Annotated in this window: 21 protein-coding genes; 7 read left to right on the top strand and 14 right to left on the bottom strand. The window is 60.7% G+C overall.

Translation table 11 applies throughout. The features are described 5' to 3' along the window. Position 1 precedes the first annotated feature (1 nt). Complete coding sequence (gene metA / locus AB1E34_RS13235) at positions 2-940, bottom strand: homoserine O-acetyltransferase MetA (RefSeq protein ID WP_372572820.1); 939 nt, start codon at positions 938-940, stop codon at positions 2-4. Positions 941-1,069: 129 nt separating this feature from the next. Between metA and AB1E34_RS13230 the strand changes: the two genes are divergently transcribed. Then, on the top strand, positions 1,070-1,642 hold the full coding sequence (locus AB1E34_RS13230) for a hypothetical protein (RefSeq protein ID WP_372572819.1): 573 nt from the start codon (positions 1,070-1,072) through the stop codon (positions 1,640-1,642). Here AB1E34_RS13230 and AB1E34_RS13225 read toward each other — a convergent pair whose 3' ends face one another. The 6 genes from AB1E34_RS13225 to guaA all read right to left on the bottom strand — a co-directional run bounded on the left by AB1E34_RS13225 (position 1,643) and on the right by guaA (position 8,208). After that, on the bottom strand, positions 1,643-2,500 hold the full coding sequence (locus tag AB1E34_RS13225) for an ATPase (protein ID WP_372572818.1): 858 nt from the start codon (positions 2,498-2,500) through the stop codon (positions 1,643-1,645). Between the two features lie 153 nt (positions 2,501-2,653). Beyond that, the gene (locus AB1E34_RS13220; protein WP_372572817.1) at positions 2,654-3,787 is read right to left on the bottom strand and encodes an OmpP1/FadL family transporter; all 1,134 of its coding nucleotides are present in this window, start codon (positions 3,785-3,787) and stop codon (positions 2,654-2,656) included. Positions 3,788-3,907: 120 nt separating this feature from the next. Further along, the gene (locus AB1E34_RS13215; RefSeq protein WP_372572816.1) at positions 3,908-4,732 is read right to left on the bottom strand and encodes a DMT family transporter; all 825 of its coding nucleotides are present in this window, start codon (positions 4,730-4,732) and stop codon (positions 3,908-3,910) included. A 114-nt stretch (positions 4,733-4,846) separates the two neighbouring features. Further along, on the bottom strand, positions 4,847-5,533 hold the full coding sequence (locus tag AB1E34_RS13210) for an FkbM family methyltransferase (protein ID WP_372572815.1): 687 nt from the start codon (positions 5,531-5,533) through the stop codon (positions 4,847-4,849). 73 nt (positions 5,534-5,606) lie between these two features. Next, the gene (locus tag AB1E34_RS13205) at positions 5,607-6,620 is read right to left on the bottom strand and encodes a hypothetical protein (protein ID WP_372572814.1); all 1,014 of its coding nucleotides are present in this window, start codon (positions 6,618-6,620) and stop codon (positions 5,607-5,609) included. Positions 6,621-6,633: 13 nt separating this feature from the next. Then, on the bottom strand, positions 6,634-8,208 hold the full coding sequence (guaA, locus tag AB1E34_RS13200; protein ID WP_372572813.1) for a glutamine-hydrolyzing GMP synthase: 1,575 nt from the start codon (positions 8,206-8,208) through the stop codon (positions 6,634-6,636). Between the two features lie 76 nt (positions 8,209-8,284). Between guaA and AB1E34_RS13195 the strand changes: the two genes are divergently transcribed. Beyond that, complete coding sequence (locus AB1E34_RS13195) at positions 8,285-8,722, top strand: GNAT family N-acetyltransferase (RefSeq protein ID WP_372572812.1); 438 nt, start codon at positions 8,285-8,287, stop codon at positions 8,720-8,722. Between the two features lie 205 nt (positions 8,723-8,927). Then, positions 8,928-10,472, top strand: a complete 1,545-nt coding sequence (locus AB1E34_RS13190; RefSeq protein WP_372572811.1) for a trimethylamine methyltransferase family protein — start codon at positions 8,928-8,930, stop codon at positions 10,470-10,472. A 6-nt stretch (positions 10,473-10,478) separates the two neighbouring features. On the opposite strand, the gene AB1E34_RS13185 is transcribed toward AB1E34_RS13190, so the two are convergent. Then, a complete protein-coding gene (locus AB1E34_RS13185) occupies positions 10,479-10,772 on the bottom strand; it encodes a DUF6477 family protein (RefSeq protein ID WP_372572810.1) in 294 nt (97 codons plus the stop codon). Positions 10,773-11,009: 237 nt separating this feature from the next. On the opposite strand from AB1E34_RS13185, the gene AB1E34_RS13180 reads away from it, so the two are divergent. After that, a complete protein-coding gene (locus AB1E34_RS13180) occupies positions 11,010-12,131 on the top strand; it encodes a DUF6456 domain-containing protein (protein WP_372572809.1) in 1,122 nt (373 codons plus the stop codon). A gap of 54 nt (positions 12,132-12,185) precedes the next feature. On the opposite strand, the gene AB1E34_RS13175 is transcribed toward AB1E34_RS13180, so the two are convergent. Beyond that, positions 12,186-12,734 (bottom strand): peroxiredoxin, encoded by a 549-nt coding sequence (locus tag AB1E34_RS13175; protein WP_372572808.1) that lies wholly within the window; start codon positions 12,732-12,734, stop codon positions 12,186-12,188. Positions 12,735-12,982: 248 nt separating this feature from the next. Here AB1E34_RS13175 and lipA point away from each other — a divergent pair, with 248 nt between their 5' ends. Further along, positions 12,983-13,939: a lipoyl synthase gene (gene lipA / locus AB1E34_RS13170; protein ID WP_372572807.1), complete on the top strand. Its 957-nt coding sequence runs from the start codon at positions 12,983-12,985 to the stop codon at positions 13,937-13,939. Between the two features lies 1 nt (position 13,940). On the opposite strand, the gene hpt is transcribed toward lipA, so the two are convergent. Beyond that, the gene (hpt, locus tag AB1E34_RS13165) at positions 13,941-14,480 is read right to left on the bottom strand and encodes a hypoxanthine phosphoribosyltransferase (RefSeq protein WP_372572806.1); all 540 of its coding nucleotides are present in this window, start codon (positions 14,478-14,480) and stop codon (positions 13,941-13,943) included. A gap of 74 nt (positions 14,481-14,554) precedes the next feature. On the opposite strand from hpt, the gene AB1E34_RS13160 reads away from it, so the two are divergent. Further along, complete coding sequence (locus AB1E34_RS13160) at positions 14,555-15,001, top strand: type II toxin-antitoxin system RatA family toxin (protein ID WP_372572805.1); 447 nt, start codon at positions 14,555-14,557, stop codon at positions 14,999-15,001. Between the two features lie 36 nt (positions 15,002-15,037). Further along, entirely contained in the window at positions 15,038-16,333 is a 1,296-nt protein-coding gene (locus AB1E34_RS13155) for an MmgE/PrpD family protein (protein WP_372572804.1), read from the top strand. 66 nt (positions 16,334-16,399) lie between these two features. Here the strand turns inward: AB1E34_RS13155 and AB1E34_RS13150 are convergent, their stop codons facing one another. From AB1E34_RS13150 to AB1E34_RS13135, 4 genes are all read right to left on the bottom strand, one after another. Further along, positions 16,400-17,581 carry an ammonium transporter gene (locus AB1E34_RS13150; RefSeq protein ID WP_372572803.1) on the bottom strand — a complete coding sequence of 394 codons (1,182 nt, stop codon included), beginning with the start codon at positions 17,579-17,581 and terminating at the stop codon, positions 16,400-16,402. Between the two features lie 181 nt (positions 17,582-17,762). Beyond that, positions 17,763-18,242 carry a CinA family protein gene (locus AB1E34_RS13145; protein WP_372572802.1) on the bottom strand — a complete coding sequence of 160 codons (480 nt, stop codon included), beginning with the start codon at positions 18,240-18,242 and terminating at the stop codon, positions 17,763-17,765. Further along, positions 18,239-18,751, bottom strand: coding sequence for a phosphatidylglycerophosphatase A family protein (locus AB1E34_RS13140; RefSeq protein WP_372572801.1), 513 nt, complete (start codon positions 18,749-18,751; stop codon positions 18,239-18,241). Before AB1E34_RS13140 ends, AB1E34_RS13145 begins: the two co-directional genes overlap by 4 nt. After that, a complete protein-coding gene (locus AB1E34_RS13135; RefSeq protein WP_372572800.1) occupies positions 18,748-19,881 on the bottom strand; it encodes a bifunctional 2-C-methyl-D-erythritol 4-phosphate cytidylyltransferase/2-C-methyl-D-erythritol 2,4-cyclodiphosphate synthase in 1,134 nt (377 codons plus the stop codon). Before AB1E34_RS13135 ends, AB1E34_RS13140 begins: the two co-directional genes overlap by 4 nt. Positions 19,882-20,021 lie beyond the last annotated feature (140 nt).

The following is a 20,021-nucleotide window of genomic DNA, read 5'->3' as shown; positions in this document are numbered from 1 at the left end:
GTCAGGCCCTCAGATCGGTGGAGGTAAGGCCGATATGGCCGATGTCAAAGGGCGTGGTCTCGTAGATTTCGCTGATCCAGTTGCCATAGAGCAGATGCGCGTGGCTGCGCCAGCGGTTCTGCGGATCTTTCGAGGGGTCATCATCAGGGTAATAATTCAACGGCACATTGATCGGCGTGCCATTGGCGACGTCGCGGTCATATTCCTGTTTCAGCGTATCGCTGTCATATTCGAAATGGTTGAAGATATAGAGCGCGCGATGCGCCCTGTCGCGCACCAGACAGGGGCCAACCTCATCGCTGCCCAACAGGGTGCGCAGGCCATCTGCCGCATCGATCTCTTCCTGTTTCATCTCGGTCCAGCGGCTGACGGGGATGAAACACTCATCCGAAAAGCCCCGCAGGAAGGACGAGGCAGGTTCCAGGTTACGATGCCGGAAACAGCCGAATGCCTTGGAGTCCAGCATGTGTTTCTTCACACCGTGGAAATGGTTGATCATCGCCATCCCGCCCCAGCAGACGCCGAAGGTGGAATGCACGTTGGTCTGGGTCCAGTTCATCACCTCGACCAGCTCATCCCAATAGGTGACGTCGGTGAACTCCAGATGCTCGATTGGGGCGCCGGTAATGATCAGACCGTCAAACTTCTCGTCCTTGACCTCCTGAAACGGACGGTAGAACTCGGCCATATGTTCGGCGGCAGTGGTCTTGGTGCGGTGTTCGGACATGCGGATCAGACTCAGTTCGATCTGCAGGGGCGTCGCACCGATAAGCCGGGCGAACTGGTTCTCGGTCTGGATCTTCTTGGGCATCAGGTTCAAGAGCCCGATCCGCAGCGGACGGATATCCTGGCGCGCCGCCTGATCCTCGGCCATGACCATGACACCCTCACGGCTGAGGACGTCGAAGGCGGGCAGGTCTGAGGGAATCTTGATGGGCATGATAGAGGCTCTGTTGCGAACATGTCTGGGCTAGATAGTCCGGGCAGCCGGTGGTGCCAAGCCTCGTTACGCTTGACAGCACAGGACTGTGGCCTCTCAATCGGGGTAGACCGGCGAGAGGGGACCGGAATGAAAAGATTGGTTTTTTTGGCGCTGATGCTGTGCGCGCCGCCTGTCATGGCGCAGCATGGCGATCCGATGGAGTTGCAGCGCTGTATCTGGCGCTGTCTGGCGAACTCTCCGGGGGCCCAGAGCGCGATCTATCACCAATGCGTGAGCAGGCTTTGTACAGGGCCGCAATATCAGCCCGTGACGCCCGCACCTGTGGCTCAGGGCTGGTCTGCGGGGAAAGCGGCGGATGGCCAGACATGGTCGGCCGGTCTGGCAGCCGCGGATGGTAGCGGGCAGGGGCTGTATTTCCAGTGCATCCCCGGGCGCGACAGCTATTTGATGCTGTATGGCCTCAGGGCGCGCGAGGGCGTGTTCCAGATCAGCATCGATGGCCGTGCCTATCCCTTGGCCTTTCACAGCAGACGCGGGGAATTGACCAGTGATCTGCCCCCTTCGGCCCCGTTTCTGAATCTGCTGGGGCAGGGACGTGCCATCGCTATCGTGGACCCTGACGGGGTGTACAGGGCGGGCTATAGCTTGCTGAACGCGCAAGGGGCAATCTGGCAGGTGCGGGCGGCCTGTGGTGGTTGATCAGTGCGCAAGCGCGTCAGCGATCAGCGCGTCAAAATCTGCCGCATCCCGCACCGTGGACACCTGATCGGCAGTCAGGGTGATACCCCAATTGCGCGCCATCGCCTCATAGCGCGGCTGCCGATGGGCCAGCGCCCTGGCATAGGTCCAGCGCACAAAGGCATCCGGGTCCACCGCATCGGGCGCGCAGCCTTGGTCTGACAAGTAGCTGTCCCACATCTGGCTCAGGAACTCGGCCTGATAGGACATCGGTTTCGGGTCCTTGTCGAAGCGGCGGATCAACTCGTCCGTATGGGCCTCATCACCCTTGAGCCAGATCATCAGCGTATCCTTGGCAAGCTCGGACAGCACGTGATCCTTCGGGTCGTCGGGATCGACCCATTCGCAGATCGACCCGCCCGTGTCGCAGATGAAGTTGGGATAGCCATAGAGCCGCTCGGCCCGGTCGATGAAATACTGCGTGTCGAGCAGCGCGTGTATCTCGGCCTGCCGGAACTGTTCCTGGCGACGGCGATACTCGGCAATGGCCAGACCGCCCTTGGACGGGTCGCCGGGCTTGCCCAGATAGGCCGAAACCGGGGTGAGGTTCGAAAACGAGATGTTTGACCCGATATAGATCGAATCCGACAGCAACAGATCGCGCAGGAAGGGGACCTTCATCGCCTGCGCCTTGGCATTGTCGGTGATATATTCACCCATATACCGGGTGCCGATGCGGTAATCGATCGAGTAATGGAACCAGTCGCCGCCCGCTCGCAGGATGTTGCTGAGATATGTCTTGCCCAAGCCGGACATACCGAAAAACAGCACCTTCTTGCGCGTCGCGTCGCGCCAGTCCTGAGCCGTGGAGTAAAGCATATCCCGCAATCCCGAGTTTTGGCCTTTGCTAGTGGGCTGGACGGGAAGGGTCAATCGCCGACACCTTTATTGCGTCAAGTTCATCCGCAACCAGGTTGTTCAGGCCAAAGAAAAGGCGCCCGACCCGTGGCCGGGCGCCCAATATGGTGAGCTTTAGAATTTGAAGCCAACCGTTACGCCGAAGGAAAGCGCGTCATTATCTGTAAAGTCGGCTTGCGCCCGATCCGGAGTACCAGTCTCGGCAAAGGCATCGCCGAGCACCGCATACTGGACGCCGCCGCTGACCTTGATTTTGTCGTCGGTGTATTGAAGGCCAACTGTCACGCTTTTGAACCCGTTCGCGGGCAGAAGCGGCGAAACAAGATCGTCTGAATCGCGCGGCTCATAGCCAAATGCCAGCGACGCGGCCCAGTTTTCGTTCAGGCGGCGCGCAACGCCGAGCCGGTAGGTGGTGGTGTTGACGATGTCGATCAGTCCTACGCTCGGGATTGGCCCAACGGGTGTTGAGTTCAACTGTGTCTGGCTGTGATCTACCCAACGTATGCTACCAAAAACCAGCGTGTCCTTGGCGACCCCGGATCGAAAATCCAGGTTGACCGATTGCGGAGTCTTGACTTCACGTGAGGAGTTGATTGTCCCGAATAACGGAGATGTCTCGGTCGATGCGAAATTGTGCGTAATAGCTGATTGATAAGTCAGAGCAACGCGCAGCGCCATTTCCGGGATCTCATAGGCACCGCCGACCAACCAGCCGAAGGCCCCATCGCGGGCGAGGTCGATTTGGTAGCCACTAAATGCTCCGTAACCGGTTCCCTGAAGCCCTAGGCTGCCATCAAGTTCTTGATAACGTACGCCGCCGTGAACGCTAAAGCGGTTCTCGAACTTGTAGCGCAAAATAGCCGTGAGCGCGTCCGAGTCGGCCTCTGCGAATGTGCCACCAAGTCTTACAGAGCCCGGTTGCGAGGGATCTCCTGATGGAAGCTGGTAGGCCACGTCGGTTTGCCACGGTTGATTATAGATCAGTGTCACGGACAATTGATCAGTAAGTTCATATCGCAGGCCAGCGGCTACCTGATTAAAACCGGGCGCGATGTCACCTGAGGGCGTTTGTTCAGCCGTGAGGTCATTCCCCGTCACATCAGGATTGATGCGGAAAAATGAGGCCTGAGCATAGTTGCCCTCCTCAAAAATGAGGTCGACAGGCTGACCCGTTCTGTCAAGTCCGCCAGCGGATGCAACTGTAGGGGCGAGCGCTGCGGCTGCGAGCGCCATGAGTGGTTTTTTCATCTCTGATCCCTGTTTGAGCAGTTCTTATGTTTTGTGCACAATCGGCTATCAGAAAGAAAATTACACGGTCAACTTTTACCTAACGGCAAAAACTTCAGTTTGGTTGCATTTCTGCACCAATCACGTAAGGGAATTTCTGACATTCACATAGTTGGCGGCAAGGATCAACAGACCGCCAATAAACACCCAAATATCAATTGGTTCATTGTACACTAGCATGCCGACGATAGCGATAACAGGCAGCCGTGCAAAGTCAAATGGCACCACAATTGTTGCCGGTGCAATAGCGAGTGCGTTGGTGATGCAGAAATGCGCGGTCAGCCCGCAAACGCCGATGAGAATCAGCCAGGGAATCGTTTCAGCGGTTGGCAGGGCAATCTCTGCGTCATAGCCCGAGGCAACCAGACCCAGAACAAGTTGCATGCTGGTGAGCCAGAACAGGATGCTGCCGATCCCTTCGGTGCGCGTCAGTCTTTTGGTCGCAATCATCGTGAGCGCGAAGAAAATCGCACAGCTCGCCGCCGCCACTATTCCTGAATTGAGCGGGGTTGCGCCGGGGCGCGCAACAATGAGAATGCCGAGAAACCCCAGCCCGACCGCCAGCGCCTTGGGCAGTGTGATCCGTTCGCCCAGCAACAGCGGCGCCAGAAGAATCACCCAGAGCGGCGTGGTAAACTCAAGCGCAAAGACCTGCGCCAGCGGGATCAGTGTCAGCGAGTAGAACCAGAGGTTCTGTCCAGTAAAATGCGCCAGGTTCCGCGCCATGTTCAGCCCGAGCCGGTCGCGACTGACCCGGTGCCAGGTTCCGGTCCAGGTAAGCACTGCGCAGACGATGATCACGCCAATCAGGCTGCGATACATCATCATTTCAAACGTGTCGTGGATGCTGGCCGCCGCCCGACCCGCGATTGCCATCGAGGTAAATGAGGCAATTGCCCCTGTCATCCAGAGCGCCGCGCAAAGAACGTTTGGGGCGCTCAAAAGGCTGCTCCCCATTGGCCGTTTTCGCCTAAGTAGTATGGCGTATCAGATGCGTATTGCACGGTGGTCTGCACCGGATCAGGAGGCATCTTTGAAGAGGTAATCGTGATTGGAAAGCTGCGTCTCAAGAACATAGTCTAGTGGTCCAAGATATTGGGACAACTCATCAAAGTTCCAATGTTCGACCAACATGTAGCTAAATCGATAATTCTGGTGGTTGACCCCTTTCAGAACCGCGATCTCGGCTCCCTCGACGTCTAACGAAAGAAAGTCGATCTGCTTGGGAGCTTGCGCTTCGGTCAGGATCGCTTCAAGCGTCCGCGCCAGTGCCCCAAATCGAAAATTCGTTTCAGCCTTGGGCAGATGAACCTTGGAACGCTCCACATAGTCCAACGGATCTTCGATTGTACTTTCAAGGCCGAGGCTGACGCTCATGAGATTGGAATACACCATCTCCACAAACCGGTCGGAATAGTCGAAATCGACGCAGGCACCGCAAAAAACCGCGTTATTCTCGCCACGTTGAGCTAGGCATTTCAGATAGTTATGCGGTGCCGGTTCCACCAGAACCCCCTTCCAGCCACGCGAGCGTTCCAAGCGATAGGTATTTGACTGGGTGATCCCGTCATTGGCGCCCAGCTCGACATAGAATCCACCATCGAAATCCAAGTAGTGCTCGATTTTTCTGTCCAGCTCATTGAGAGCAAAGTAGCCCTTGTTCTTTCTCTTTTCCTGCTTGCGTCGCAACCAACCCGGCTTGACCATGTGTTTTCCCTCGATTTGCAGCGACGACGCGGTCCGGATCAGATCACTTGTACTGGATCGCGGCCGTGAACCGTCAGATTTCTGTATCCGGTAGTGTCCACCAGTCCGGTGCACGAATTTGTGCACTTGCCGAAAGGTCGAGCGGACCGATTTCCTTTTTGGGGAGTTGGAGCATAAGATCCAACTGATCCTGCGAGGCTTTCCACTCGCCGATGCGGGGATAACGGCCACTAATGTCACCCCATGCCTCGGTGCTTGTCAAATGGTCAAACTGTTCATATGCGGGGCCGCTGGCACCAAAAACCCGCACCGTTTCAGCTGCGTCGCTGAGCAGGCAAACGCCAACGCCAAAGGTACCATAGCCAAAGGTGAGGTGGCGCGCCGACATCAATACGCTGAGGTCCTCGTGCAGCGTTCCGCTTTGGAGCAGGACGGTCAATCCTGTTTGCTTTAGATACGTTTGCAGGGCCTCCACGCAAGGATTGCGCGTGTCCTCATAGACCAACCGTACCCTGTTAATTTTCTGACTTTCACGCGCATCATCAATTGCCATCTGGTAGAAGGCCAGCGGTGGTTGCGCGAAATCCGGGTGTGGGTCCTTCTTGAAGGCATCACCAGAGCGCAGATGAATGGTCAAGCAGCCCTCGGGCTCGGCTTGCGGAAGGGGGATATTGGCGGCTTCCACCAAATATTTTTTGAGGATTTTTCTACGTTCGGGCATTCGTATCCCCAACCGCTCCAGACGAGGTCCCTGGTAGAAGTTGCTCGTCAGAAATCCCCCAAGTTTTTGGGTGTTATAAGAAGGTGGCAGAAACGTCAGACCCTTGACCGTTTTTTGTGCTTCGATCTTGATCAGTTCTGTGTTGGGAACCTGAACGTATTGCAACCCGAGGCTACGGGCCAGCAAAAGTGCACTACTGACCTGGAGAAGGTTATTCCCCATTCTGCCATATTCGCGCACCGAGAGGCCAACGATTTGATCAGCGGATTTGCCCGAAGACAGGCCAAGGTCATAATGTGCGGACGAGGTCGCCGATTGCCCGGCACGCGCCGATCTTTTGCGTAACCGGGACCACCACTTTCTCATGACGCCGCTCCAGTTATTCCCACTCGATGGTGCCCGGCGGTTTCGAGGTGATGTCATAGGTGCAGCGGTTGATGCCCCCGACCTCGTTGATGATCCGTGTGGCGGTTTCGCCCAGGAATTCGTGGCTGAACGGATAGTAATCCGCGGTCATACCATCCACCGAGGTCACCGCGCGCAGCGCGCAAGCATAGTCATAGGTGCGCCCGTCGCCCATCACGCCGACAGTGCGCACCGGCAGGATTGCCACGAAAGCCTGCCAGATCTCATCATAGAGACCGTGCTTGCGGATCTGGTCGATATAGATCGCATCCGCCTCGCGCAGAATCCCCAGCTTTTCGCGGGTGATCTCGCCAGGGCAGCGGATCGCCAGACCGGGGCCGGGGAAGGGGTGACGGCCAATGAAGCTCTGTGGCAGGCCCAACTCGCGGCCCAACGCGCGGACCTCGTCCTTGAACAGCTCGCGCAGCGGTTCGACCAGTTTCAGGCCCATCTTCTCGGGCAGGCCGCCGACATTGTGGTGGCTTTTGATGGTGACCGAAGGGCCGCCGGAAAAACTCACCGATTCAATGACATCGGGGTAGAGCGTGCCTTGGGCCAGAAACTCTGCGCCATCAATTGTGTCGGCATGTTTCTGGAACACGTCGATGAACAGCCTGCCGATGATCTTGCGCTTGGTTTCGGGGTCGGACTGGCCGTCCAACTCGCCCAGGAACAGCTCGGATTCGTCGGCGTGGATCAGCTGGATGTTGTAATTGTCGCGGAACATGGCGACGACTTCCTGCGCCTCGTTCTTGCGCAAGAGCCCGTGGTCGACAAACACACAGGTGAGCTGATCACCGATTGCCTCGTGGATCAGGATCGCAGCCACCGAAGAATCGACGCCCCCTGAAAGACCGCAGATCACTTTCTTGTCGCCCACCTGCGCGCGGATCTGTTCGATCATCTGTTCGCGATAGGCACCCATGGTCCAATCGCCACTGAACCCGGCAAGGCGCACGAAATTCTCATACAGCTTCGCGCCGCGCGGCGTGTGATGCACCTCGGGGTGGAACTGCACCGCGTAGAAGTTGCGCGCGGTGTCGGCGGTGATCGCATAAGGCGCGTTGGGCGAGGTGCCGTAGACCCGGAAGCCGGGTGCCAACTGGCTGACATGATCGCCATGGCTCATCCAGACCTGTTCATCGCCGTCAGTGAACCAGCCCTCCAGCAGGGGCAGGTTGTCTTCGGGCGTGACAAAGGCGCGGCCAAATTCCGCCGTGCCGCCACCGCCCGAGATCTTGCCACCTTCGACCTTGCCGCCCAACTGCTGCATCATCACCTGCTGGCCATAGCAGATGCCCAGAATCGGCACGCCATAGTCAAAGATCTCCTGCGGCGCACGCGGGCTGCCCTCGCGGGTGACACTGTCGGGCCCACCGGAAAAGATCACGGCTTTTGGTCCCATCTGACGCACGAAATCCATCGTGACCTTCTGATAGGGGTGGATATCGCAATAGACGTTCAGTTCGCGCAGGCGGCGGGCGATCAACTGCGTGACCTGGCTGCCGAAGTCGATGATAAGTAGGCGGTCATGGGATGTCTGGCTCATGGCCCAGCTACTAGGTCGCAGAGCTGGCAAGCGCAAGGGATTTCAGGCAGTTTGGGCACAGCCGGAGGAGAGGGTGATGACCGATATTCGATTGCGCGCGGCAGTGCCTGCGGATTTGCCGCAACTGGTCAAGGTGATCACCTCTGCCTATGCCGCCGAACGCGCACGGCTGAGCGGCATCCCGGATGTGACCGAGGGGCTCGACGCGCATATCCGCGAGGACATCGTGCAACTGGCCGAACGGGCGGAGGTGCTTTTGGGGGTCATTGTTCTGGTAAGGCAGGAAAACGCTCTGATGGTTGCCAATCTCGCGGTCTCTGCCCAGGCGCAGGGCACCGGCATCGGAGGGCAATTGATGCGTCTGGCGGAGACGATGGCGCGTGAGGCTGGATATGGCCGGCTGAGCCTGCGCACCCACGTCGGCATGTCGGCAACGCGCAGATTCTATGCCGGTTTGGGATGGGTCGAGACCGATTTGGACGGGCAAGTGGTTTGCATGCAGAAATCGCTTTGATGACGTGGATTTCAAACTCCTTAGAGCGCAGGACGAACATGCAGTCGTGCCTGACCAAACGGTGCCATCAGGTCGAAGGGACCAGTTTGAGGGTCTGACCGCACCTCCATGTCGCTTTTCCCCCTATTGCGCCGCAATCTTTCGGCGAGCGGGTCGCGTCAGCCGTTAGAACTGAAAGAAATACGCAGTTTAGGGGAAATGACCCATGGCAGAAGCAGCAGCGCGTCGCAGGGGCCGGGGAGGCGGCGGGGCCGCGCGCCGGGCCGAGCGCTCGGCGGTGAGAATCGAGACCGCAAAATATATCGAGCGGAACATTCCGAATTTCGAGGTGCTGACCGACGAGGCGCTCGACATTATCGAGGCCAACGCGGAAACCGTGCTGGAAGAGATCGGCGTCAATTTCGTCGACAACCCCGCCGCGCTTGAGCGCTGGCGCGACGCCGGGGCCGATGTGGATGGCGAACGGGTGCGCCTGCCGCGTGGGTTGGCGAGAAAGCTCTGCGCGACCGCCCCGAAAGAGTTCACCCAGCACGCCCGCAACCCCGAGAAATCGGTGGTGATCGGCGGGCGTAACCTGGTGCTGGCCCCGGTCTATGGCCCGCCTTTCGTGCGCGACGCCAATGGCGGTCGCCGCTATGCGACGATGGAGGATTTCTCCAAATTCGTGAAGCTGGGCTATATGTCGAAATGGCTGCACCATTCAGGTGGCACGGTCTGCGAGCCCACCGACGTGCCGGTGAACAAGCGCCACCTGGACATGCTGCACGCCCATATGACGCTCAGCGACAAGCCGTTCATGGGCTCGGTCACCGATCCCAGCCGAGCACAGGATTCGGTTGAGATGTGCGAAATCCTGTTCGGCAAGGAGTTCGTGCAGGACAACACGGTGATGACCTCGCTCATCAACATCAACTCGCCGATGACTTTCGACGATGTGATGATGGGCGCGCTTGAGGTCTATGCCAGCAACAATCAGGCCTGCATCGTCTCTCCCTTCATCGTGGGCGGTGCGATGGCGCCTGTCTCGGTTGCGGGCACGCTGACACAGGTGCTCGCCGAGGTGATGGCGGGCATCGCCTATAGCCAGCTCATCCGTCCGGGCGCACCGGTGATTTTCGGGGCCTTTGTCTCCTCGATCGATATGAATTCGGGCGCCCCCACCTTTGGCACGCCCGAGGCGTCCATGGTCACCTATGGCGCGGGGCAATTGGCCCGGCGCATGGGGCTGCCGTTCCGGTCGGCGGGCTCGTTTTGTGGTTCGAAACTGCCAGACGCTCAGGCGGCCTATGAAACCGCGAACTCGCTCAATATGGGGCTGCTGGCAGGCGTGAACTTCATGCTGCATTCCTGCGGCTGGCTGGAAGGCGGGCTGGTGGCGGATTTCGAGAAATTCGTGATGGATGCCGATCAGTTGGGCGCGTTGCACGGGCTGGCCAAGGGGGTGCCCGTCGACGCAGAATCGCAGGCCCTGGATGCCATCCGCGAGGTTGGTCCGGGCGGGCATTATCTGGGCTGCGCTCATACCCAGGCCAATTTCAAATCCGCCTTCTGGAAGTCCGAGTTGCTGGACTACAAGCCTTTCGAGACCTGGGAGGAAGAAGGCGGGCGCGACACGCGGATGCTGGCGAGTGAGCGGGTTGAATATCTATTGGCCAACTACCAGCAACCCGGGCTCGACCCTGCCATCTCCGAAGCGCTTCAGGCCTATATCGACGAAAAGAAGGCGTCGATGCCCGACGCCTTCATGTGAGGTCTCTCAGACCGGGGCGCGGCTGGCCTTCAACAGCTGCGCCTCACCCATCATGGCGATCAGCAGATCCAGATGGCGGATGACGGAATAGCTCGCATCATCGCTGCGCCGCCGCTCATCGACCTCCCGCTCAAGCTCCATCAGCCGCATCAGCGTCGCCGCCGGGCGCGGCAGCGTGCCATAGCCCAGAATGCGCGGCAGATGGCGGTCGCGGCTGTATTCCTGCACGCCATGCCGGGCAGCGCGGATCAGCAGGCGGGGGCGGCGGAGCGTGGACCGCATCGTGGTCAGGTCTTGCATGTTTGATCCCTCTTGGTTTGTGCGTTGTTGCGCCATTTGTTGCACAACCTTTGCGAGTGTTGCCGAGGGCGCGCTTTAACCGTTCTTTGGGTTCAGTCCTGTTTATCAATTTTAAACAATAGTTTCCCCAGGGGTTCGTCCTTAACAAACAGGTAACAAATGCTCCCATAGGTTGTTTTTGTTTTTCAGGGGACGTGGCGGGGGCACCAAGGGATGACAAGATAAGGGTACGATATGATGAATGACGGGTCCGGCTTTTTTGTTCCGGCATGGGTTCCAGAAGGCGCCCGGCGCTATCTGGCGCATACCGAAGCAGGACATTCCATCCGCGAACTTGCGCGTGGGGCAGGCTGCCACGCCTCGACGGTGCTGCGGCAGATTCGCAAAGTTGAGTTGCGTCGGGACGATCCGCTGGTAGATGCTGCGTTGCAGAACCTGGCCACGTCGCATTGCCAACCGCGACCCAAGCCCAGCCCGACCGACATGCAATGGGAAAGCGACCCGCAGGCAGAGGACGAGCAGCCCGTCGACAAGGCGATGTTCGATCACGAAGCCGCGCGGGTGCTGCGGCGGCTGTGCGAGACCGGGGCGGTTCTGGCGGTGGCCGAGGATATGGACAAGGCGGTTGTCGTGCGCGACAGCGGTCCGGCGGGCAACACGCGCACGGCCGTGGTGGCAGCGGCAATTGCGCAGGCGCTGGCGCTGAATGACTGGATTTCCTGCGACAAACCGGGACGGATCTGCCGCTACCGGATCACCGCCGCCGGGCGGGCCGCGCTTGGGCAATTGCTGGCTGAGGCCGAAAACCGCGCCCGCCGCGCCCGCGAAGACGGGCTGGCCGAGGCGCAGGCCGGTTTCACCGGACCTGCCAGCCGCGCGGAGGTGGAGCGCTCGGGGCAGGCGCCAAGCCGGCGCAAGATGCGTTATGGGATGGCCGAAAGCCCGCTGGCCGCGCTGGCGCGGCGCAAGGATCGCGATGGCAAACCGTTTCTGGCCGAGGATCTGGTCCGCGCCGGTGAGCGGCTGCGCGAAGATTTCGAACTGGCGCAGATCGGCCCGAATGTCACCCAAAGCTGGGACGGGTTTCTGGCCGGGAAATGCGGCGGTGATCGGCGCGGCGATCCGGTCAGCAGCGGCTCATCACCCGCGCGCGACCGGGTCACCCGTGCACTCAGCGATCTGGGGCCGGGGCTGAGCGAGGTGGCGCTGCGCTGCTGCTGTTATCTCGAAGGTTTGGAACTTGCGGAAAAGCATCTGGGCTGGTCAGCGCGGTCCGGCAAGATCGTACTGCGCATCGCGCTACAGCGGCTCAAGCGGCACTATGAGATGGCAAGCGAGGCGGATGCCATGATCGGTTGACCGGCGCATTGAACTGAAACGTAAAAGGCCCGCCAAATGGCGGGCCTTGTTCTTTTAGGCCGGTTCCGGCTGTTTCTGCTCGGCGAGATAGGCCAGCACCGTCTCGGGCGAGGACACGTCATAGGGGTCCTCGGGGCAGTTATCCATCAGGCCGGGCTCTTCGAACCAGGCCTCGACCACACCGTCCGTGACGATGGCCGCATAGCGCCACGAACGCATGCCGAAGCCCAGATTGTCCTTGTCGACCAGCATGCCCATCTTGCGGGTAAACTCGCCCGAGCCATCGGGGATCACCATGACGTTTTTCAGCCCCTGCGCCTCGGCCCATTTGTTCATGACAAAGCTGTCATTGACCGACAGGCAATAGATCTCATCGATCCCTTGAGCGATGAAACCGGCGTGGCCGTTTTCGAATCCGGGCAGTTGATAGGTCGAGCAGGTGGGGGTGAAAGCACCGGGCAGCGAAAACAGAACAACGCGTTTACCAGCGAAGTAATGGGCGGTGGTCACATCCTGCCAGCGGAACGGGTTTGGCCCCTCAATCGCATCGTCGCGCACCCGGGTGTGAAACGTGACGTAGGGGAGTTTGGTTCCGGTTTTCATCTGCTATGTCCTCTTCGGGGCTGTGAACTCGCCGCCGATTAAAATGATTCCAAATCGGGTTCAAGTCGATCTTTCTGCGACAGCCTTGTGTAAAGTTATGTTAAAACATGTTGTTACACGTATTTCGGTGGCAGATATGCTGCGTATGCAAATTGGCGGTGCATAGCGGCCATGCGCCACTGGCTGTTTGTCTCTGGACGGATTATGGTATGGACACCCATGCTGACCCTAGGTGAGGACGCAGAACCGTGCGCGATCTGAAAATCCCCGAGCAACGCCACCCCGAAAAGGCGCATCGCCCGGACAATGCCCAGCCCAAGAAACCAAGCTGGATCAGGGTCAAGGCCCCCGGCGGCAAGGGCTATGCCGATACCCACAAGATCATGCGCGACAACAACCTGACCACAGTCTGCGAAGAGGCAGGGTGCCCCAATGTCGGCGAATGCTGGTCCCAGGGTCACGCCACCATGATGATCATGGGCGAGATCTGTACCCGCGGCTGCACCTTCTGCAACATCGCCACCGGCAAGCCCGACACGCTGGACGCGTTTGAGCCGGGCAGGGTGGCCCATGCGGTACAGAAGCTGGGGCTCAATCACGTGGTGATCACCAGCGTGGACCGCGATGATTTGGAGGATGGCGGCGCAGACCACTTTGCCCAGACCATCCGCGCCGTGCGCCACCGCAGCCCCAAGACCACAATTGAAATTCTGACCCCCGATTTCATCAAATGCGACGACAGCGCGCTAGAGGTCGTGGTCGAGTCAAAACCGGATGTGTTCAACCATAACCTCGAAACCGTGCCCGGTCTTTATCCCGAGGTGCGCCCCGGCGCGCGGTATTTCCACAGCCTGCGGCTGTTGCAGCGGGTCAAGGAATTGGACCCGTCGATCTTTACCAAATCCGGCATCATGGTCGGCTTGGGCGAGGATGGGCAGGCAGTGCGGCAGGTGATGGATGACATGCGCGCGGCAGATGTCGATTTCCTGACCATCGGCCAGTATCTGCAACCCACGCCCAAACATCACAAGGTCGATCGTTTCGTCACGCCAGATGAATTCGCGGCTTACGAAAAGGCGGCGTTCGGCAAAGGCTTCCTGATGGTGTCCGCCACCCCGCTGACCCGATCCTCCTACCACGCCGGAGACGATTTCGCCCGCCTGCGCGAGGCGCGCGAGGCGAAGCTGGGCGGGCGCAAAGGCTAGGCTATTCGGTGAACCGCACCTTGCCGATGAAAGGCAGGTTGCGGTTGCGCTGCGCGTAATCGATGCCATAGCCCACGACAAACTCGTCCGGAATCTCGAACCCGATCCAGTCGGAGCGGAAATCGACCTCGCGGCGGCTGGGTTTGTCGAGCAGGGCGATGGATTTCAGCCGTTTAGGCTTCCGGCTTTGCAGCAGCTTGGTGACGTGGTTCAGCGTGTGGCCGGTATCAACGATATCCTCGACCACCAGCACATCGCGCCCTTCGATGGCGCCGCGCAAATCCTTGAGAATGCGGACCTCGCGGCTGCTTTCCATCGAATCGCCGTAGGACGAGGCCTCCAGGAAATCCACCTCGATGGGCAGGTCCAGCTCGCGCACCAGATCGGCGATGAACACGAAACTGCCGCGCAAGAGGCCGACCACGACCAGCTTATCGGTTCCGGTAAATTCCGAGGTAATCTCATCACAAAGCGCCTCGATCCGCGCCGCGATCGACTTGGCCGAGATCATCTGATCTATCACATAAGCGCGGTCACTCATTGCATCCCCCTTGATCTTTTGCGCCCAACATACGACATCACCCGCCATTGTCATGTACGAAGACGCCACACCTGATGCCAACCCATTCCGAGACAAGACGCCTGCCACATAGCGCCCAGCAAATGTATGATCTGGTCGCGGATGTGGGCAAATACCCCGAATTCCTGCCCTGGTGTTCAGCGGCCCGGATGCGGCGCACCTATGATGATGGCCGCGCGCGGGTGTTGGAGGCGGATCTGGTCATCTCGTTCAAGGTGTTCCGCGAGAAATTCGGCAGCCGGGTGACGCTTTATGATGCTGATCACCGGATCGATACCGAATATCTGGACGGCCCCTTCAAATACATGAAATCCAACTGGTCCTTTGCAGATGCGCCGGGTGGCGGCTGCGACGTGTCCTTCCATGTGGATTTCGAATTCAGGAACGCGATGCTGCAAACGATCATCGGCGTGGTCTTTAACGAGGCGATGCACCGGATCGTGCGCGCCTTTGAGCAGCGCGCGCAGGCGCTCTACGGTTAGGCTTTACCGCGGGCAGGTCGGCGCTAGACTGCGCCCATGACCAGATTGACCTCAGAGCTTGCCGGGTTTGCCGCCGGTCCCGTCGCCACCAGCGCCGCCGCGCGCCTGATCGCCGCCCTGTCGGTTCTCGATTGGTTTTCGGTGGGGCATGCAGGGGCAGAGGAGCCGGTCTCGCTCATCATCCGCGACATGGTGCTGTCCGAGGGCGGGGCCGCGCAGGCGCATCTGTTTGGCGGGTCTGCCGCGCCTGCGCGGGCGGCGGCGCTGGTCAATGGCACCATCTCGCATGCGCTGGATTATGACGACACGCATTTTGCCCATATCGGCCACCCCTCGGTCGCGGTGATCCCGGCAGCGCTTGCCATGGCAGAGCTGCACGAACTGCCGCTGGTCGATCTGCAAGAGGCCGCATTGGTCGGGATGGAGCTGTCGGTGCGCGTCGGTCTCTGGCTGGGCCGGGAGCATTACCAGACCGGCTTTCACCAGACCGCTACCGCCGGGGCTTTTGGCGCGGCGGCGGCCGCGGGACGGCTGGCGGGGCTGACGCCCGATCAGATGGCGCAGGTGTTTGGCCTGACCGCCACCCGTGCGGCAGGGCTCAAGGTGCAGTTCGGCACCATGGGCAAGCCTTACAATGCCGGGATTGCCGCAAGTTGCGGGGTCGAGGCGGTGCAGCTGGTTCAGCGCGGATTTGTCGCCAACCCCGACGCGATGGAGGGGCCGACCGGCTTTGGCGCCATCCATCACGGTGCGGGCGACAGCGACGCGGCGCTGGACGGGATTGGCGAGACGTGGCTGTTCGAGCAGGTCAGCCACAAGTTCCACGCCTGCTGTCACGGGCTGCATGCGGCGCTTGAGGCGGCGCGCAGTCTCGACATTGCGGAACCCGAACTGGCCGAGATGGCGGTCAAAACCCATCCGCGCTGGATGAGCGTCTGCAACCAGCCCGCACCAACCACCGGGCTGGGCGCGAAATTCTCCTATCGCACCGTGCTGGCGATGTGGGCGCTGGGATATGACACGGCGCGGCTCGACAGCTATTCCGAAAAGGTCTGTGCCGACCCTAGGCTGCACCGCCTGCGCGATCACATCACGGTCGAGGCCGACGAGACCCTGAGCGAGACCCAGGCGCATCTGAGCGTGCTGCGCCGCGACGGACAAAGGCTGGAGGCCAGCCATGATCTGATGGAACCGCTGTCGCTTGCCACGCGCGAGGAACGGGTGCGCGCGAAGTCGGCCAAGCTGATCGGCACGCAGGCAAGTGACGAGATCTGGTCGCTGCTGCGCACCGGCGGGTCGGCCGCCGAGCTTGCCGCGCGGATGGCAGAATAGGAAAAGCGGGCCTCGTTCGGGACCCGCTTTCCGGCCGTTTCCGGCCTGACACAGCAAAAGGTGGGCTTAGCTGGTCATGTCGTAAGCCCGCTCTCCGTGTACCGAGAGGTCGAGCCCGTTTGTTTCGGTCTCGGCATCTACCCGCAGCGGCGTGACAAGCGCAACCAGCTTTACCAGAACGACGGTGGCAACCACCGTGAACAGCCCGACAATCACCAGCCCGCCCAGTTGCGCAGCCCATGCGCCCTGACCGAAGGCGGCGATCATGATCGTGCCGAAAATGCCGCCGACACCATGCACGGCGAACACATCCAACGTGTCGTCGATTTTCGCGACGTTGCGGACAACATTCACCGCCTCCTGACACAGGATACCAGCGACAAAACCGATGATCAGCGCCTCGATCGGGCCAACAAAGCCGCTGGCCGGGGTGATCGAGGCCAGACCGGCGATGGTGCCGGTGACCAGACCGACCATCGAGGCCTTGCCGTATTTGATCTTCTCCCACAGCGCCCAGCTGAGCGAGGCGGTTGCTGCCGAGATATGGGTGACGGTCAGCGCCATCGCGGCACCACCATCAGCGGCCAGTTGCGAGCCGCCGTTGAAGCCGAACCAGCCTACCCAGAGCATCGCCGCCCCGATCATCACGAATCCGGGGCTGTGCGGCGGGGTGGTGTGGTTGCGGCGCGGGCCGAGGAAGATGGCGATCACAAGGGCCGCCAGACCAGCGGTTTCATGCACCACGATGCCACCGGCAAAGTCGCGCACGCCGATCTCGCCAAAGATACCGCCATCCGACAGGAACCCGCCGCCCCAGATCCAATGCACCACCGGCGCATAGACCAGCAGCATCCAGAGCGCCGAGAATGTCAGCACGAAGCCGAAGCCGATGCGTTCCACATAGGCGCCGACAATCAGCGCCGGGGTGATGATCGCGAAGGTCATCTGGAAGGCAAAGAACAGCACCTCGGGCAGGGTGCCAGCCAGCGTCTCGGGGGTGATGCCCAGCAGAAATATCTTGTCCAGCCCGCCCCAATAGCCGCTTGAGCCGCCGCCAAAAGCGATGGAATAGCCCGCGACAAGCCACAGAATGCTCATCAGACAGGCGATTGAAAAACAATGCATGAAAACGCTGAGCACGTTGCGGGCGCGCACGAGGCCGCCGTAAAACAGCGCCAGTCCCGGCAATGTCATGAAGAGGACCAGCGCGGTTGCCACGATGATCCAGGCTGTGTCGGCTCCGTTCATGAACCGCCCTCCTTTTTTTGCCTGCAAGCGATGCGTCCGCATCGCGGGTGTGTGATGGTGCGGGCGGTTCAATCGGAGGAGACGTGGGGAAAAAAGAGGCAGGGGGTGGAAAAACTGCTTATTTTGCGTGCTTTTTGTACAATGATCAAAAATTAGGCGTAAATCTGGTGGTATCGGTTACTTATTGATCGCTGCGCGAAGCGGCCTTGTCCAGACAGTCCAGCGCGTGGTCGCGCGCGGCTTCGCGCACCTTGTCGCGGCCCAAAGCGCCGAATTCGATGGTTTCGGTTCGGGTTTGTGCGCCTTTCGCCGCCACACCGAAACAGACGCGCCCCTCGGGCTTGAACTCGGACCCGCCGGGACCGGCGATACCGGTGATCGATACGGCGATATCCGCCGCGCTATGCGCAAGCGCGCCTTCGGCCATCTCTGCCGCCACCTCTTCGGATACGGCACCATGAGCGGCCAGCGTCGCGGCCTGGATCCCCAGCATCTGCTGCTTGGCGGCGTTGGAATAGGTGACGAAGCCACATTCGACCACGTCCGAGCTGCCCGCGATGTCGGTTAGTGCGGCGGCCACCATGCCGCCGGTGCAGCTTTCGGCGGTGCAGACCCGCAGGCCGCGCGCACGGGCGCGCGCGAGGAGCGCCTCGACGCTCACAGCCCCAGCACCCCATGCGAAAGGAAGGCCAGCGCCGCGACGCCGATGGCCGCGAAGATCCCGGCGATCAGATCATCCAGCATCACACCCAGCGGATCGCCGCGCCGGTCGGCCCAGCCGACAGGGCCGGGCTTGGTGATGTCGAACAGTCGAAACAGCAGGAATGCCGCGATCCAGCCGGGCCAGAGCGCCGAGATATCCAGCCCATGCGCCCAGGCCGGGGCCGAGACCGCCCAAAGCGCCAGAAACTGCCCGGCCACCTCGTCAATCACGATCTCGGAAGGATCATGGTCGTCGCTGTCCTTTGTCATCGCATGGGTTGCCCAGTTCCCGACCAGAGCCGCCAGCAACGTGGCCAGAAACAGCAGGGGAAAGCCGCCCAGTTGATGCAGCACCCAAGCCATGGGCAGGGCCGCCAGTGACCCCCAAGTGCCCGGCGCGGGGCGCAGGTAGCCAACGCCGCCCACGGTCGCGATCAGCCGCGCCGCGCGGTCGCGCCCGACGCTCATAAGCGCACCAGACAGGCGGTGGCCAGCGCCGCGATGCCTTCCTCGCGCCCGGTGAAGCCCAGACGTTCCGAGGTGGTGGCCTTGATCGACACCTGATCGGGCGTCAGCCCCATGATCCGCGCCATTTCTGTTTGCATATCAGCAGCATGCGGTCCGATCTTCGGGTGCTCGCAGACCAGCGTGCAGTCGATATTGGAGATCCGATAGCCCATGTCTCCGGCCAGCCCCACCGCATGGGCCAGGAAAATCTGGCTTGCCGCGCCTTTCCATTGCGGGTCCGAGGGCGGGAAATGTCGCCCGATATCGCCCTGCGCCAGCGCGCCATAGATCGCGTCGGTGACCGCATGCATGCCCACATCTGCATCCGAATGCCCCTGCAGCCCGCGCCCATGCGGGATACGGCAGCCGCACAGGATCACATGATCGCCCGGCCCGAAGCGATGCACGTCATAGCCGTTGCCCAGTCTCACATCCATATCGCGCCTCAATATCCTTTCCGCGCGGGCGAAATCCTCGGCCCGCGTGATCTTCAGATTGTCTGCCTCGCCGGGGACGATGGCAACCTTCATGCCCGCCGCGCGGGCCACTTCGACATCATCGGCAGCCTCGCCCGATCGGTCCTCATGCGCGGCGCAGATCAGATCATAGTCGAACCCCTGCGGTGTTTGCGCCGCAAAAAGCCCCGAACGATCCCGCGTGCCGTCGACAACCCCCTCCGCGCCGGACCAGAGCGCATCGGTGACCGCCAGACCCGGTGCGGCGGCGTTGTAACTGTCGAGCGCCTGCATCACCGCGCGGATCAGCGCCGCACTCACGCAAGGCCGCGCCACATCATGGATCAGCACCCGTGTGACACCGCGCCCCTCCAGCGCTTGCAACCCGTTGCGCACCGAATCCGCCCGTTCCGCGCCACCTTGGGCGAGCAGTAGGTCCGTCGCGCCGAACTCCTTCCATGCCATGTCGTCTTCGGGCGACAGCACCAGAACGATATGGGCGATCTCTGGCAAGCGGAAGCGGTCCAGAGTCCAGTCCGCCACGCGCCGTCCGGCAAGCGCGCGCCATTGCTTGGGCGTATCGCCACCAGCGCGACGCCCGCGCCCGGCGGCAACGATGATGGCAGCTGTTGTCATGGGCGGCGGGCTCCTGCTGGGGTCGGGCTCTGTTTAGGACCAGAGAGGGCCAAGAGCAATCACTCCGACCAACTGCTTAAAAATTGTGCAAACGAGTTTGCCGCGAGGCAATTTGCCCCCAGTTTTCTTGTGCATTTCGC

This window comes from Ruegeria jejuensis (genome assembly GCF_041537905.1).
GTDB lineage: Bacteria > Pseudomonadota > Alphaproteobacteria > Rhodobacterales > Rhodobacteraceae > Ruegeria_C.
The sequence above is the reverse complement of the archived record's forward strand: the minus strand, read 5'-3'. Positions and strand labels throughout refer to the sequence as shown.

What these genes read in the sequence shown, in the direction of transcription:
- metA (WP_372572820.1), bottom strand. Translation starts at nt 940, where the DNA reads ATGCCCATCAAGATTCCCTCAGACCTGCCCGCCTTCGACGTCCTCAGC.
- AB1E34_RS13230 (WP_372572819.1), top strand. Translation starts at nt 1,070, where the DNA reads ATGAAAAGATTGGTTTTTTTGGCGCTGATGCTGTGCGCGCCGCCTGTC.
- AB1E34_RS13225 (WP_372572818.1), bottom strand. Translation starts at nt 2,500, where the DNA reads ATGCTTTACTCCACGGCTCAGGACTGGCGCGACGCGACGCGCAAGAAG.
- AB1E34_RS13220 (WP_372572817.1), bottom strand. Translation starts at nt 3,787, where the DNA reads ATGAAAAAACCACTCATGGCGCTCGCAGCCGCAGCGCTCGCCCCTACA.
- AB1E34_RS13215 (WP_372572816.1), bottom strand. Translation starts at nt 4,732, where the DNA reads ATGACAGGGGCAATTGCCTCATTTACCTCGATGGCAATCGCGGGTCGG.
- AB1E34_RS13210 (WP_372572815.1), bottom strand. Translation starts at nt 5,533, where the DNA reads ATGGTCAAGCCGGGTTGGTTGCGACGCAAGCAGGAAAAGAGAAAGAAC.
- AB1E34_RS13205 (WP_372572814.1), bottom strand. Translation starts at nt 6,620, where the DNA reads ATGAGAAAGTGGTGGTCCCGGTTACGCAAAAGATCGGCGCGTGCCGGG.
- guaA (WP_372572813.1), bottom strand. Translation starts at nt 8,208, where the DNA reads ATGAGCCAGACATCCCATGACCGCCTACTTATCATCGACTTCGGCAGC.
- AB1E34_RS13195 (WP_372572812.1), top strand. Translation starts at nt 8,285, where the DNA reads ATGACCGATATTCGATTGCGCGCGGCAGTGCCTGCGGATTTGCCGCAA.
- AB1E34_RS13190 (WP_372572811.1), top strand. Translation starts at nt 8,928, where the DNA reads ATGGCAGAAGCAGCAGCGCGTCGCAGGGGCCGGGGAGGCGGCGGGGCC.
- AB1E34_RS13185 (WP_372572810.1), bottom strand. Translation starts at nt 10,772, where the DNA reads ATGCAAGACCTGACCACGATGCGGTCCACGCTCCGCCGCCCCCGCCTG.
- AB1E34_RS13180 (WP_372572809.1), top strand. Translation starts at nt 11,010, where the DNA reads ATGAATGACGGGTCCGGCTTTTTTGTTCCGGCATGGGTTCCAGAAGGC.
- AB1E34_RS13175 (WP_372572808.1), bottom strand. Translation starts at nt 12,734, where the DNA reads ATGAAAACCGGAACCAAACTCCCCTACGTCACGTTTCACACCCGGGTG.
- hpt (WP_372572806.1), bottom strand. Translation starts at nt 14,480, where the DNA reads ATGAGTGACCGCGCTTATGTGATAGATCAGATGATCTCGGCCAAGTCG.
- AB1E34_RS13160 (WP_372572805.1), top strand. Translation starts at nt 14,555, where the DNA reads ATGCCAACCCATTCCGAGACAAGACGCCTGCCACATAGCGCCCAGCAA.
- AB1E34_RS13155 (WP_372572804.1), top strand. Translation starts at nt 15,038, where the DNA reads ATGACCAGATTGACCTCAGAGCTTGCCGGGTTTGCCGCCGGTCCCGTC.
- AB1E34_RS13150 (WP_372572803.1), bottom strand. Translation starts at nt 17,581, where the DNA reads ATGAACGGAGCCGACACAGCCTGGATCATCGTGGCAACCGCGCTGGTC.
- AB1E34_RS13140 (WP_372572801.1), bottom strand. Translation starts at nt 18,751, where the DNA reads ATGAGCGTCGGGCGCGACCGCGCGGCGCGGCTGATCGCGACCGTGGGC.
- AB1E34_RS13135 (WP_372572800.1), bottom strand. Translation starts at nt 19,881, where the DNA reads ATGACAACAGCTGCCATCATCGTTGCCGCCGGGCGCGGGCGTCGCGCT.